This window comes from Nocardiopsis akebiae, from assembly GCF_018316795.1.
GTDB lineage: Bacteria > Actinomycetota > Actinomycetes > Streptosporangiales > Streptosporangiaceae > Nocardiopsis > Nocardiopsis dassonvillei.
The window spans coordinates 4,157,114-4,170,558 of sequence record NZ_CP074132.1; the positions used below are offsets into that span (position 1 = coordinate 4,157,114).

12 protein-coding genes are annotated in these 13,445 nt (G+C 74.6%); 4 read left to right on the top strand and 8 right to left on the bottom strand.

All coding sequences use genetic code 11. The features are described from left to right. Window positions 1-115: 115 nt before the first annotated feature. Genes KGD83_RS17845 through KGD83_RS17860 form a run of 4 tightly spaced genes read right to left on the bottom strand, consistent with a single transcriptional unit; the run spans window position 116 to window position 2,039 of the window. Window positions 116-493, bottom strand: coding sequence for a roadblock/LC7 domain-containing protein (locus KGD83_RS17845; RefSeq protein WP_212640268.1), 378 nt, complete (start codon window positions 491-493; stop codon window positions 116-118). After that, window positions 494-787, bottom strand: coding sequence for a hypothetical protein (locus KGD83_RS17850; RefSeq protein WP_212640269.1), 294 nt, complete (start codon window positions 785-787; stop codon window positions 494-496). Continuing rightward, window positions 784-1,683: a hypothetical protein gene (locus tag KGD83_RS17855; RefSeq protein WP_212640270.1), complete on the bottom strand. Its 900-nt coding sequence runs from the start codon at window positions 1,681-1,683 to the stop codon at window positions 784-786. The genes KGD83_RS17850 and KGD83_RS17855 overlap by 4 nt, the downstream gene beginning before the upstream one ends. After that, window positions 1,680-2,039: a hypothetical protein gene (locus KGD83_RS17860; RefSeq protein ID WP_249351931.1), complete on the bottom strand. Its 360-nt coding sequence runs from the start codon at window positions 2,037-2,039 to the stop codon at window positions 1,680-1,682. Before KGD83_RS17860 ends, KGD83_RS17855 begins: the two co-directional genes overlap by 4 nt. 183 nt (window positions 2,040-2,222) lie before the next feature. Here KGD83_RS17860 and KGD83_RS17865 point away from each other — a divergent pair, with 183 nt between their 5' ends. Beyond that, window positions 2,223-2,588 (top strand): hypothetical protein, encoded by a 366-nt coding sequence (locus KGD83_RS17865; protein ID WP_212640271.1) that lies wholly within the window; start codon window positions 2,223-2,225, stop codon window positions 2,586-2,588. Window positions 2,589-2,601: 13 nt separating this feature from the next. Here the strand turns inward: KGD83_RS17865 and KGD83_RS17870 are convergent, their stop codons facing one another. Both KGD83_RS17870 and KGD83_RS17875 read right to left on the bottom strand, forming a co-directional pair. Then, entirely contained in the window at window positions 2,602-4,407 is a 1,806-nt protein-coding gene (locus KGD83_RS17870) for an ABC transporter ATP-binding protein (RefSeq protein ID WP_212640272.1), read from the bottom strand. A gap of 163 nt (window positions 4,408-4,570) precedes the next feature. Continuing rightward, entirely contained in the window at window positions 4,571-6,334 is a 1,764-nt protein-coding gene (locus tag KGD83_RS17875; RefSeq protein WP_212640273.1) for an ABC transporter ATP-binding protein, read from the bottom strand. Window positions 6,335-6,629: 295 nt separating this feature from the next. On the opposite strand from KGD83_RS17875, the gene KGD83_RS17880 reads away from it, so the two are divergent. From KGD83_RS17880 to KGD83_RS17890, 3 genes are all read left to right on the top strand, one after another. Continuing rightward, complete coding sequence (locus KGD83_RS17880; RefSeq protein WP_212644482.1) at window positions 6,630-7,409, top strand: siderophore-interacting protein; 780 nt, start codon at window positions 6,630-6,632, stop codon at window positions 7,407-7,409. 195 nt (window positions 7,410-7,604) lie between these two features. After that, complete coding sequence (locus KGD83_RS17885; protein ID WP_212640274.1) at window positions 7,605-8,609, top strand: iron-siderophore ABC transporter substrate-binding protein; 1,005 nt, start codon at window positions 7,605-7,607, stop codon at window positions 8,607-8,609. A 309-nt stretch (window positions 8,610-8,918) separates the two neighbouring features. Next, window positions 8,919-9,788, top strand: a complete 870-nt coding sequence (locus tag KGD83_RS17890; RefSeq protein WP_212640275.1) for a glycoside hydrolase family 16 protein — start codon at window positions 8,919-8,921, stop codon at window positions 9,786-9,788. A 449-nt stretch (window positions 9,789-10,237) separates the two neighbouring features. Here the strand turns inward: KGD83_RS17890 and KGD83_RS17895 are convergent, their stop codons facing one another. Further along, window positions 10,238-11,422: an alcohol dehydrogenase catalytic domain-containing protein gene (locus tag KGD83_RS17895; RefSeq protein WP_212640276.1), complete on the bottom strand. Its 1,185-nt coding sequence runs from the start codon at window positions 11,420-11,422 to the stop codon at window positions 10,238-10,240. A gap of 158 nt (window positions 11,423-11,580) precedes the next feature. Beyond that, window positions 11,581-13,404, bottom strand: a complete 1,824-nt coding sequence (locus KGD83_RS17900) for a SpoIIE family protein phosphatase (protein WP_212640277.1) — start codon at window positions 13,402-13,404, stop codon at window positions 11,581-11,583. Window positions 13,405-13,445: the final 41 nt, after the last annotated feature.

Below are 13,445 nucleotides of genomic sequence, written 5' to 3' on the forward strand. Positions count from 1 at the left end.
GCCCGGGCCGGCCCCCTGACCGCGCGGGCGTCCCCGGTCCAGTGCCGGAACGGCGACCGGTCCACCGTCCACCGGGTGGCGGGCCGGACCCGGGAAGGGCCCCGCCAGCGGGGACTCAGCCCGCGGCGGTGACCTCCAGCAGCGAGCCCACGCGCTCCACCGTCGGGCGGGACTCGCGGCGCAGGGCGGCGGTGTCCATGCCCTCGTCGCCCAGCACGACGAGCAGGGCCTCCATCCCGACCGCGTAGACGACCGCGTAGCCGCCCTGGCAGCGGGTGACGACCTCGCGCAGCGGCCCCAGCCCCGTCTCGTCACCGGTGCGCTTTCCCAGGCCCAGGGAGGCGGCGGCGAGCGCGGCCAGCGCGTGGGGGCGGCCGCCCTGGATGTCGGAGGCCACCAGCATGCCGTCGGAGGCGGCCACGGCGCTGTCGGTCACGCCGACGACGCGCTCGCGCAGCAGCGCCAGCTCCTCGGCGATCTGACCCTGAACCATCTAATCGCTCCCGTGCTCGTCGGTCGGCCGCGGCGTGCGGCCGGTGTGGGCGTCCAGCTCCTGAAGCGCGCTGCGCACCCTCTCCAGGGGCACCGCGGCGCGCTGCGCACGGCGCAGGGCGGCGATCGGCCCGGGTTCGGGCTCCTTGGGGCCGAACAGCCCCGGCCGGGGGCGCGGCCCCCGGGGTACCGGGGAGGGGGTGCGCTTGGGCAGGGCGGTCAGGCCGCCCGCCTCCTGTCCCCCGGCGGGCGGTTCGCCGCCGCGGGCCGGACGGGGTCGTCCGGTCGTGCTCATCGGGCCTCCTCTTCCCCGACCGGCGCGGCCGTCCCGTGATCGGCGCCCAGCGAGCGCAGGCGTTCGCGCACGCTCCCGGGGACCGGAACCGCCGGGACCGGGGGCGCGGGGCGCACGGTGTTGGCGCCCGGACGCCGCTTGGCCAGCGCGGACGGCCCCTCATCCGGGGCGGCGGCCTCGGGCGTGCGGCGGGTGAGGCCGTCCGCGCCGCCGGGGGCCGCGGCCTCCAGCAGCCCGCGTTCGGTGAGGCGCGCGACGTCGGCCATGACCCCGGTCAGCCCCCGCCCCAGGGCGAAGGCCAGGTCCCGGGGGGTGCGGCGGCCGTTGGCCTGGGTGAGCAGGAGCCGGTAGGCGTAGGGCAGGGAGTCGTGTACCGGCCCGGCGGGCACGGGGCGGCGACGGGCCAGGTCCGCGGGCGGGCCCCACCGGTCGGCGAGGAAGGCCAGGCGGCGCCCGGCCTCGGCCAGCACCTCCTCCGGGTCCAGGCCGTGCTCCAGGCCCAGCAGCGGCGGCGCTGCGTCGGAGAGCGAGGCCTCCACGCGGGGTCCGGGGGACAGGCACAGCGCCAGGACGCCGTCCGCCAGGGCCGTGGCGCACGCCAGTTCCAGCACCGCGGCCGAGACCGCGCCGCGCTCCAGCAGCTCCCGGGCCAGGCCGTCGGTGTGGGCGGCTGCCTCGTAGGCGGCGGCCCAGACACCGGCGGGGACCGCGCCGGACCTGACCAGGAGGGTCTCGGGAGTGGGCGCGGCCGGTGTGGTGACGGCGGTGACGCGTCCGGCGGCCAGGTGGAGCAGGGCTTCGGGCGGGCCGGTCAGGCGCAGGGCTCCGGTGAACTCCTCCTCGCGGGCTCGGAGCAGGGCCTCGGTCAGGGCCCGCGGGAGCGCGGCGTCGCTCATGACAGCAGCGCCGCGGTGTGCTCGTCGGCCTGGAGGCGGGCCAGCGCGAGGTTGGTCCGCGCACGGTCGAAGACCAGGACGAGCAGGGCCTCGTCCGCGCCCGGGGAGGGCACGGGGCGGGTCAGCACGTGGTGCCCGTCGGTGGTGACCACGCTCTCCCGGACCGCCGGTTCGCGCGAGGCCAGGGCCAGGTCGAGGGCCAGGTGGTGGGAGTCCGCGACGTGCTCGGGGTCGGGCAGCGCCGACACCGACCCCGACCGCGCGTGCGCGCGGCCCGTCGCGCGGTCCACGAGCATCGCGGCCACGACGCCGTCACAGCTCAGGTAACGCTCCGTGGATACAGCTGTGCTCGACACGTGCCCCCCGGTGTCTGGTTGCCTCCGAAAGACATTTAACAGTCAAAGAGGAGCAAAGAGAACACACTGTGGTAACGATGGACTCGCGCCACAAACTGTCCACTTACGCACCCTCCAGGCGTTTCGCTAATTTTCGTCATGTATCGCCGCTCCTGCGGTGGACACCGAGCGTGAGGAGACACCATGAACGCCGACGCGGCGATGAAGGAAGCCATGGGGATCGAGGGCGCCATCGGCGTCGCGGTCGTGGACTACGAGAGCGGCATGTCCCTGGGCACCATGGGCGGGGGCGGCCACTTCGACCTGGAGATGGCCGCCGCGGCCAACACCGAGGTCGTGCGCGCCAAGACGCGCGCCCTGAGCGCGATCGGCCTCGACGACCGCATCGAGGACATCCTCATCACGCTGAGCAGCCAGTACCACCTCATCCGCCTGTTGGAGAAGGCGCACGGCAGCGTCTTCCTCTACCTGGCGCTGGACCGCCAGCGCGCCAATCTGGCCATGGCCCGCCACACCCTCCGGCGCGTGGAGAGCGAACTCCAGCTGTGACCCCCGCCCGCGGTCAGCGGGAGAGCAGCTCCCCGTCGTCCGGCGCGCCCTGCCAGCTGCGCCACAGGTCGGCGTAGCGCCCTGCGGCGGCGACCAGTTCGGCGTGCGTCCCCTGCTCCACGACGCGGCCCCGGTCCATGACCACCACGCGGTCGGCGGTCTGCGCCTGGGTCAACCGGTGCGCCACCACCAGCGTGGTGCGCCCGGCGGTGGCCGCGGCGGCGGCGCGCTCCAGCCGCCGGGCGCCGGAGCTGCCCGCCTCGGCGGTGGCCTCGTCCAGGACGGCCACGTCCGGGTCGGCCAGCACCAGCCGGGCCAGGGCCAGGTGCTGGGCCTGCTCGGCGGTCAGGGCGTGCCCGCCCTCGCCGACCACCGTGTCCAGCCCCTCGGGCAGGGCGCGCACCCACTCCAGGGCGCCGACGGCCGCCAGGGCTGCCTCCGCCTCGGCCGCGTCGGCCCCGGCGCGGGCCAGGCGCAGGTCCTCCAGCAGGGTTCCGGCGAACACGTGGGTCTCCTGGCTGACCAGGAAGACGTGTTCGCGCACCCGCCGCTCCCCCAGCTCCTCCAGGGGGATCCCGCCCAGGTACACGGTTCCGGCCGTGGGCGTGCGCAGGCCGCTGACCAGGGCGGCCAGCGTGGTCTTGCCCGCGCCGCTGGCCCCGACCAGGGCCACGCGCTCGCCCGGGGCGACCTCCAGCGACACCTCCTCCAGCGCGACCGGGCCGCCGGTGCCGTAGGAGTGGGTGACCGCCGCGACGCGGACCGAGGAACCGGCCGGGCCCTCCTGCGCGTCCGGGTCCGGCTCCACCGGGAGGTCGACCACACCGGCCAGGCGGGCCAGGCTCGCCCCGGCCGACTGCACCTCGTTGAAGTTCATGACCAGGAAGATCAGCGGGCCGAACAGGCGGTGGAAGTACAGGGCGGCGGCGGTGACCATGCCGACGCTGGCCAGGTCGGCGCGCACCAGCCAGAACCCGGCCACCAGCACCGAGGTCAGTCCGACGCACTCGGCGGCGTTGAGCCGCGACCCGAAGCGGGTGAACAGCCGGAACACCGACACCGTGATGTCCATGGCGGCGGCCGAGCGGTCGCGCACCCGGGACTCGTGCTCGTCCTCCAGTCGGTAGGCGCGCACGGCGGAGCGACCGCGCAGGGCGCCCATCATCGCGTGCGAGCGCTCGCCCATGGCCACGCGCTCGCGGGCGTAGTAGGGGCCCGAGCGGGGCAGGTACCAGCGCACGGCCGTCACGTAGACCGGGACGCAGAGCATCGCGGCCAGGCCCAGGCGCCAGTCCAGGGCGGTGATGCCCACCGCGGTCAGCAGGACGGTGGCCAGGGCCACGACCGCGTCGGGGCCACTGCGGGCGATGCTGGCGGTGACCACGGCGACGTCGTCTCCGACCCGGGAGAGCAGGTCGCCGATGCGCACCCGCTCCAGGCGGGCGGCGGGCATGCGCAGGACGCGGTCCATGACGCGTTCGCGCAGACGGGCCAGGACGGTCTCGCCGACCCGGCTGACCAGCCAGCTGCCCACACCCGTGAGCAGGCCGCCGAGCAGCCCCGCCCCGGCGATGAGCAGGACCGAGGACAGGACGGCGTCCAGCCCCCGCTGCGCCGAGATGTCGTCGACCATCCGGCCCAGCACCCAGGGGGCGACCAGTCCGGCGGCGCTGCCCGCGAGCACGGTGGCCAGGGCCAGGGGGGCACCCCAGCCGGTGCCGCGCACCCCCTCGCCCAGCACGGCCCACGTGCGGCGGGCCGAGGCGGTGGGGAGCAGTTCCCCGTGTTCGCTCGCGGAGTCCTCCACCGGCGTGCTCATCGGTCGTCCTCGGGGTCGTGGTGGCGGGGAAGGAGGGCGCGGCGGCCCGGGGCGGCGGTCGGCGGCGGGGCGCTCCGGTGTGCCGCGGACCACGGCGGAGCGGCCCCGAACTCGGCGGACCGCGACAGGGCGGACCGCGTCGGTGCCGTGCTCGGCGGGGCGGTCACCGCAGCACCGCCTCGCGGTAGTCCGCGTCCTCCTCGACCAGCCGCGCGTGCGTGCCCGTGCACCGCACCCGGCCCTCGGCCAGCACCACGACGCGGTCGGCGCGGGCCAGCAGCGCCGGACTGTTCGCCACGACCAGGGTGGACCTGGCCGCACCCGAGCGGGCAGCGGCCGCGCCCCGGGCGATGGCCTCCTCGGTGACCGCGTCCACGGCGGTGGTGGGATCGTGCAGCACCAGGACGGGCGGGTCCGCGACCAGGGCTCGGGCCAGGGCCACGCGCTGGCGCTGACCGCCGGAGAGGTTGGCCGCGCGGTCGGCGACCGGACGGTCCAGGCCCTCGGGGTGGCCGTCGACCAGGTCCGCGGCCGAGGCGGCCCGCAGGGCGTCCAGCAGCCGCTCCTCGTCGCCGCCCGCGCCGGTGTCCAGGTTGGAGCGCAGGGTGCCCTCGAACAGGGCGGCCCCGTGCTCCTCCACCAGGACCGCCTCGCGCAGGGCGTCCAGGGCGAGTTCGGGGACGGGGACGCCGCCCACCGTGAACGCGCCCTCCAGGGCCGCGGGCTCGGCCCGGCCCGAGAGCAGTTCCAGCAGCGCCTCGGCGTCGCGGGGGTCGGTGGTGAGCACGCCGACGAGTTCGCCGGGGGCGAGTTCGAGGTCCACCCCGCGCAGGGTGCGGTAGCCGACCCCGGACAGCGCGACCACGGGCTCCCGCGCGCAGGCGCGCTCGCCCGGGGTGACCGCTTCGGGAGCGTTGAGCAGGCGCACCAGCCGCCGGGCGGAGGCGCGGGCGGTGGCGAACAGCTGGCCGACCATGCCCAGGCTCTGGACGGGTTCGGCCAGGAACTGGGCGAGGCCGATCACGGTGACGAGTTCGCCGACGCTGAGGCGGCCCTGGAGGGCCATCCACCCGGCCACGCCCGCCACGCAGGCCAGGAACACGGCGCTGGCGGCGGTGACCAGGCCGCGGTAGACGCCGTTGCTGGCGGCGGCGCCGACCGAGGCGTCCAGGGCCAGGGCGCTGGCCCTGCGGTAGCGGGCGGCCGCGTTGCGCCGCGCCCCGATGCCCATGAGGACGCGCAGACCGCTGACCAGGTCGGTGGCCAGGGCGGTGGCCCCGGCGGCGGTGGCCTGCTTGGCCTCGCTGCGCCGGGTGATGCGGGCGGCGGGCAGGCGCAGGAGCAGCATGAGCAGGGGGACGCCGACCAGGACGCCGATCCCCAGGGGGACGTCCACGGCCAGGAGCGCGACGGTGGTGACGATGATGGCGACAGCCACGGCGATCGACGCCGACCAGGCGCGCACGTACAGGGCGGCCTGCTCGGCGTCGGAGGTGGCCACCGACAGGACCTCGCCCGCGCGCAGGCCGCTGCGCTCGCCGCGCGGGTCCAGGGCGCGGCGGGCGGCCTCCACCCGCAGCAGGTGGGCCTCGTTCTCGACGGCGCGCAGGGTGAAGCGGGCGCCGTTGCGGTAGGCCTGGGCCAGGACGGTGAAGAGCACGACCATGCCCGCGACGCAGACCGCCAGGGCGCCGACGTCGCCGGAGAAGACCGCCCAGTCGATGGTCAGGCCGATGGCCACCGGCACGAGGGCCTCGGCGACCTGGTGCAGGGAGAGCAGGACCACGCCGACCAGGACGCGGCCGCGGTTGCGCCGCAGGGTGCGGCGGCGCAGGGCGCGCACGCTGTCGGGGACCTCGCGCCGGGGGGCGCGGGGGGAGCGCGGTCCGCGCTCGGCGGCGGGGGCGGTCGCGGGGGCTGCGCTCATAGGGCGCGTCCGCTCGGCGCGGGGCGTGCGGCCCCGTACAGACGTCTACTCATCCGATGTCCCGTTCCCCCCGCGGTGTCGTGCCCTGGGCAAGGCTAGTGGGCGGCCGGAGCGCACGCGGAACCGGGAGGACCGGCCCCGGACCACCGTGCCACACCAACCTTGGTTAGGCTAACCTTTCCCGTGACGACATACGGTCACAGCACCCCGAGAACGGACGAACCAGACACCCGCCGCTCTCCGACCCGAACGAAGGGGCCGCGCCTTGCGCATCAGGCATCCGAAGCACCGCACCATGATCCGCACCCGGGTGGCGCGCACCGAGCGGACCAGCGAGCACTTCCTCACCGTGACGCTCACCGGCGAGGAGCTGACCGGGTTCGAGTTCCTGGGCCTGGACCAGTGCACGCGGATCCTCTTCGCCCGACCGGGTCAGGAGAGGCTGCACCTGCCCGTCGCCGACGGCGGCGGCGACGGCAACGGGTGGGTGGCCGCGTTCCGCGCCATGCCCGACGACCTGCGCCCGCACGTGCGCAACTACACCGTCCGCCGCTTCGACGCCGAGGCGCTGGAGCTGGACATCGAGTTCGTCGCGCACGGGGACGAGGGCCCGGCGTCGGCGTGGGCGCTGGCCGCCCGGCCCGGCGACGAACTGGGCCTGTACGCCGAGGGGATCTACTACCTGCCCCCGGAGGAGGCCGACTGGCACCTGCTCGTCGGAGACGAGAGCGCCGTGCCCGCCCTGCTCTCCATCCTCGAACAGGCCCCCGACGACCTGCGAGGACAGGCCTACCTCGAAGTCCCCGGCACAGACGACGTCCGACCCGTGACCGCCCCGCCCGGAGTGGACGTGCACTGGCTCCCCCGCACCGACCCCCACACCGTCCCCGGACGACTCGCCCTGGAGACCGTACGCACCGCCGAACTCCCCCAAGGACGCCCCTACTGCTTCGTCGCGGGAGAGAACGCCCTCCCCACCGAACTACGCCGCACCCTCGTCCGCCACCACGGCGTCCCCAAGGACGACATCGCCTTCATCGGCTACTGGCGCCACGGCGTGGCGGCCTACTCGTGACGGTGTGACCCTCGACACGCTCGCGGCCCGCGAGCGGCGCCGCGCGGCCCCGCGGACGACCGTGCACAACGGACTCCACCGGCATACGCGGCTTTCCGCGCCCTCCGCCGCGGGCTTGCGCAAAACCACCGACTCCAGCACCATAACCTTTGCTTAGGCAAGGCTAAGCTCACCGACTCGACCGAATGAGGCCCCATGAACCCCGGTCCGCTGACCCGCGGCGGCGCGATCGCCGCCGGCGCGCTGTCCCTCCTGCTGCTCGCCGCCTGCGGCGGCCAGACCTCCGGCTCAGCGGAGGGCGGCTCGGACGGCGAGGTCGCCGAGGGGTACCCGGTCACCGTCGAGACCGTCTTCGGCGACGTGGAGATCGCGGACGAGCCGACCAACGTCGTCGCCATGGGCTGGTCCGACGCCGAGACCGCGCTGGCGCTGGGCGCGCAACCGGTCGGCGTGGCCGACTGGCAGGCCTACGGCGGCACGGGCGTGGGCCCGTGGGCGGCCGACATGTTCGAGGAGGAGCCGGTCCAGCTCGGCACCATGGAGCCGAACCTGGAGGCGATCGCCTCCCTGGAGCCCGACGTCATCCTCGACACCCGCTCCGACAACAGCCAGGACCGCTACGACCTGCTCTCGCAGGTGGCCCCCGTGGTCGGCCCGCCGCCCGGCGTGGAGGTCACCTACGGCACCACCTGGCAGCAGCAGACCCGCCAGGTCGCCCAGGTGGTCGGCGAGCAGGAGCGCGCCGAGGAGCTCATCGAGGAGCTGGAGGGCCGCTTCGCCCGGATCCGGGAGGAGAACCCCGAGTTCGCCGACATGACCCTGACCGTGGGAGCCTACTTCGACGGCCAGTACGGCGCCTACGTGCCCGGCGACTCGCGGGTGGACCTGCTCCAGGAGCTGGGCTTCCAGTACGAGCCCGAGGTCGAGGAGATGGCCGACGGCGCCTTCTACGTGGACCTGAGCCCCGAGCGGCTGGAGGTCCTGGACGCGGACCTGACGGTCATGTTCCCCATCGGCGGCACCGCGGACCGCCTGCACGAGGACCCGGTGCTCCAGGGCATCCCCTCCGCCGAGGACGGCCGCATGGTCATCCTGGACGACATGGAGCTGGCCAACGCCTTCTCCAGCGGTTCGTACCCGGGCATCTCCCACGCGCTGGACGAACTGGTCCCGCTGCTCCAGGAGACCCTGAACGGCTGACGCACCGCCTGCCGGGCCCCGCGGAGCGCGCTCCGCGGGGCCCGTCGTCGTCGGTGCACCTCCCCCCGCGAAGGTGGCACCCCCCAAAAGCACACAGACCACACTTTTCACCCCAGTCCCATGGGAGCGATCCCAATTTTTCGCCCGGCCCCCCTTGTCCGCGAGCAGTCGCGTACGTACAGTCACTTAACGCTTGTTCAGTGGGCGCCCGCCCACGCGGGCACGCCCCCGCGGCCCGTGCGGAACCCGCTATTTCGCACGCGTCACGGCACCGGGCGCGCCCGTCCCCCCCGCTCACCGGAGTACGCCATGACCAAGAGCAGCCGCCGCAGTACCCGCCGCACCGCCACCGTCGCCACGGCGGTGACCGCCTCCGCCGCGCTGGCCGCGGCGGTCCTCACCGCACCGCAGTGGACGGGAGGCGCCTCGGACGGCGCCAACGCCGAACTCAGCGCCGCGCCCGGGGACGTCATCTGGTCCGACGAGTTCGACGGCGCCGCCGGAAGCGCCCCCGACCCAGCCAACTGGAACCACGAGACCGGCGCCCACGGCTGGGGCAACAACGAACTCCAGAACTACACCGACAGCCGCGCCAACTCCGCCCTCGACGGCCAGGGCAACCTCGTCATCACGGCACGCCAGGAGCCGGACGGCTCCTACACCTCCGCCCGCATGACCACCCAGAACAAGGTCGAACACGCCTACGGCCGCGTCGAGGCCCGCATCAAGATCCCCCGCGGCCAGGGCATCTGGCCCGCCTTCTGGATGCTCGGCGCAGACTTCCCCGACACCCCCTGGCCCGACTCCGGCGAGATCGACATCATGGAGAACGTCGGGTACGAGCCCCACATGGTGCACGGCACCGTGCACGGGCCCGGCTACTCGGGCGCGAACGGCATCGGCTCCTCCTACATGCACCCGCAGGGCTGGTCCTTCGCCGACGACTTCCACACCTTCGCCGTGGACTGGAGCCCCGGGTCGATCACCTGGTCCGTGGACGGCAACGCCTACCACACCCTCACCTCCGCCGACGTGGGCGGCAACCCGTGGGTCTACGACCAGTCCTTCTTCATGATCCTCAACGTCGCGGTGGGCGGCGACTGGCCCGGCTACCCCGACGGCACCACCCAGTTCCCCCAGCAGATGGTCGTCGACTACGTCCGGATCTACGAGAACTGAGCGCCCCTCCCGGAGTCCCGCGCGCGACTCCGGACCGCGGCACGGCGGCGGACACCCGCCGACCAGGGCCCCGCCGGGGATCGGACCGAAGTCCCAGCGTCGTCCGACCTCCCGGCGGGGCCGCTGTCGGTCGCGCGCCCGCTCGCCGTGTCAGCCCGGGGGGACGGGCTCCCAGCGCCCGTGGCACGTCTTCAGGCAGCTGAGGAACGATGCCTGCAACCCGGTGACGTGCGTCTCCCGCGGCAACGCGTTCGAAACCCGCTCCGACCGCCCCGGGTGCGCAGCTGCTCCACCGCGGTGAGGACGTTGCGGACCATCGCGCGGTAGAAGGGGACCTCCCCCAGCAGTTCGGCCTCGTTCAGCGTGATGTGCAGCCGCGGGGCGGCCGCGTCCCCGCACGCGGGCGCCCCGGGCCGATACCCCGGCCCGGGGCGCCCGCCTTCGACCGGTCAGGGCCGGAAGACGACCTTGAACACGCCGTCCTGCTTCTTCTGGAACTTCTCGTAGGCCATCGAGGCGGCGTCCAGGCCCACGTGGTGGGTGGCGAAGCCGTCCACCCCCAGCGGGTCGGCCCCCTCCAGCAGCGGCAGGATCTCCGGCACCCACCGGCGCACGTTGGCCTGCCCCATCCGCAGCTGGATCTGCTTGTCGAAGAGCGTGAGCATCGGCATCGGGTCGGCCATGCCGCCGTACACGCCGATCAGGGAGACGGTCCCGCCGCGCCGGACCAGGTCGATGGCGGTGTGCAGGGCGGTCAACCGGTCCACTCCGGCCGTCTCCATCATCTTGGCCGCCACGCCGCGGGGCATGAGGTTGGCCACGCGCTGGGCGAACCTGGCCGAGCCGTGCCCGGCCGCCTCCATGCCGACCGCGTCGATGACCGCGTCCGGGCCGCGCCCGTCCGTGCGGTCGCGGATCTCCTGGACCACGTCGTCGGTGCCCTTGGAGGAGTCGAACACCTCCGCGTCCCGGGCGGCGGCGCGGGCGCGCCGTTCCGGCACCGGGTCCACGCCGAACACCCGGCCCGCGCCCAGGTGGCGGGCGACCCGGCAGGACATGTCGCCGATCGGCCCCAGTCCCAGGACGGCCACCGATCCCCCCTCGGGGACGTCGGCGTAGCGGACGGCCTGCCAGGCGGTCGGCAGCACGTCGGACAGGAACAGGTAGCGGTCGTCGGGGCCCTGGTCGGACACCGGGATCGCTGTGGTCTCGGCGCGCGGAACGCGCAGGTACTCGGCCTGCGCGCCGGGCACCGCGCCGTAGAGCTTGCTGTAGCCGAAGAGCGCGGCGCCCATGCCCTGCTCCTCGACCTGGGTGTTCTCGCACTGGCTCTGCAGACCGGTGTCGCACATGAGGCAGTGCCCGCAGGAGATCTGGAAGGGGATGACGACCCGCTGTCCGGGGGTGAGGGAGGTGACGCCGGAACCGACCTCCTCGACCACGCCCATGGGTTCGTGTCCGAGGATGTCCCCCGGGGTCATGAACGGTCCGAGCACCTCGTACAGGTGCAGGTCTGAGCCGCACAGGCCCGAGCTGGTGATCCGGACGACGGCGTCGCCGGGCTCCTCGATCCGCGGATCGGGAACGGTCACCGTGTCGACGTTCCTGGTGCCGTTCCACACTACTGCCCTCATCGGTTCCCCCTGGTCTCGCGACGGTCGCGGTCGCCGCCTGGGGAGCGCGCTGCCCCCTGGGCTGCCCTCGGCCACTACCCGGCCCGTATGGGCGGAAACGGGGGCACGGGCGCTGCGGAACAGGTCCGCTCCGGCCCCTACTCCGGGGCCGCCCCCGCTCACCCCGGTTCGGAGGTGTCCCTGACCGGACCGCCCTCGACGGCCGCGCCGGGCGCCCCGCGCTCGGGTGCGGCGGGGCTGTGCGCGTGCTGGTGCGGCGCGGTTTCGCCGCCCGCGCCCTCGCCCGCCGCCGGGACGCGCAGGGCGAGCAGGGCGACGTCGTCGCCGCCGGGGTCGATACGGGCCAGGAGCTCGTCGCAGAAGTCCTCGACGTCGCGGCGGGCCAGGGCGGCGGCGTGGCGGCGCAGGTTGGCCAGGCCCGTGTCGATGGGGTGGTCGCGGCTCTCGACGAGGCCGTCGGTGTACAGCAGCAGGGTGGACCGCGCGGGGATCTCCTCGCGTGGGTCGGTCCAGTCCAGGCCCAGGTGCAGGGCGGCGCTCATGCCCAGCAGTGGCCCGTGCCCCTCCTCCAGGTAGCGGGTGCGGCCGTCGGCGGTGACGAGCAGCGGCGGAGGGTGTCCGGCGTTGACCCAGTGCAGACGCCAAGGCCCGCCCTCGGGGCCCTCGATACGGGCGAAGACGGCGGTGGCCATGGGGGCGTCGCTGGTGTTGGTCATGGCCTCGTCCAGCCGCCGCATGATCAGGCTGGGCGGTTCCTGGCGGTCCCAGGCCAGGGCGCGCAGCATGTTGCGGACCTCGGCCATGTGCGCGGCGGCCTGGAGGTCGTGTCCGACCACGTCGCCGATGACCATGGTCATCACGCCGTCGGCGAGCAGGAAGGCGTCGTACCAGTCCCCGCCGATCTCGGCGGCCTGCTGCGCGGGCTGGTAGCGGGCGGCGAACCGCAGGTGGTCGACCTGCGGCAGCGGGGTCAGGAGCTGGCGCTGCATGGTCTCGGCGACGTGGCGCTGCTGCGCGAAGAGCTGGGCGCTCTCCATCACCAGACCGGCTCGCCGGGCGACGTCCCCCAGTACGAGGACCTCGGCGTCGGTGTAGGCGGGTCGCTCCCCGGTGCGGGCCACGGTCAGCGCCCCGAAGACCTGCCGGTGCGTGTGCAGCGGCACCACCACAGCGGAGTGCCCGCCCAGGCGGTCGAACAGCCGCCGGTGGGCCCCGGCGAGCGGCTCGTCCGGTTCGCGGGCGAGGTCACCGGCGTCGAAGAGGACGGGCTGGGTGCTGTACAGGGCGCGCATCAGCGCCGCGTGGGAGGCGGGCGGCAGCGGCGGCAGCTGTCCCTTGAGCGCCTCGGCCGTGTCCTGGTCGCCGAAGGCGTGCACGGCGACGCGCTCCACCTCCTTGGTGCGCCCGTCGGTGACCATGTCGACCACCGCCCAGTCCCCCAGTTCCGGCACCAGCAGCCGGACCAGCCTGTCCAGCATCTCGGGCACGTCCAGGGTGGAGACGAGGACCACGGAGATCTCCGCGACCAGGCTCAAGCGGGCGGTGAGCTCCTCCAGGGCCGCCAGGTGCGCCGCGGTCTGCTCGACGGCGTCGCGGTGCGCCCGGAAGTCGTGGAAGACGACGACCGCGCCCTCCAGACGCCCCTCGTTCTGGAGCGGGGTGGTCGCCCAGATGATGGGCACGAGCGTGCCGTCCCCGCGCAGGAAGGACTCGCTGCTCCCCTCGGCCGGGTGGCCGCTGTCGAGCACGGCCAGGACGCGGCACTCCTCCCGCGGCGTCGGCTCCCCCTCCGGGTCGCGGTGCAGCAGGTCGTGCAGGTCCAGGCCGAGCATCCGATCCCTGGGCCGGTCCAGGATGCGCTGCGCGTAGGGGTTGGCGGCGGTGATGCGGCCGGTGGTGTCGATGACGAACATCCCCGCGCCCACGCTGTCGAACACCGCGCGCAGCAGGCCGGTCTCCAGCGGCCAGCCGTCGTCGCTCATCGCGCCGCCCTCCGGTTCCCACACCTCGGCGCGCGGCCGCG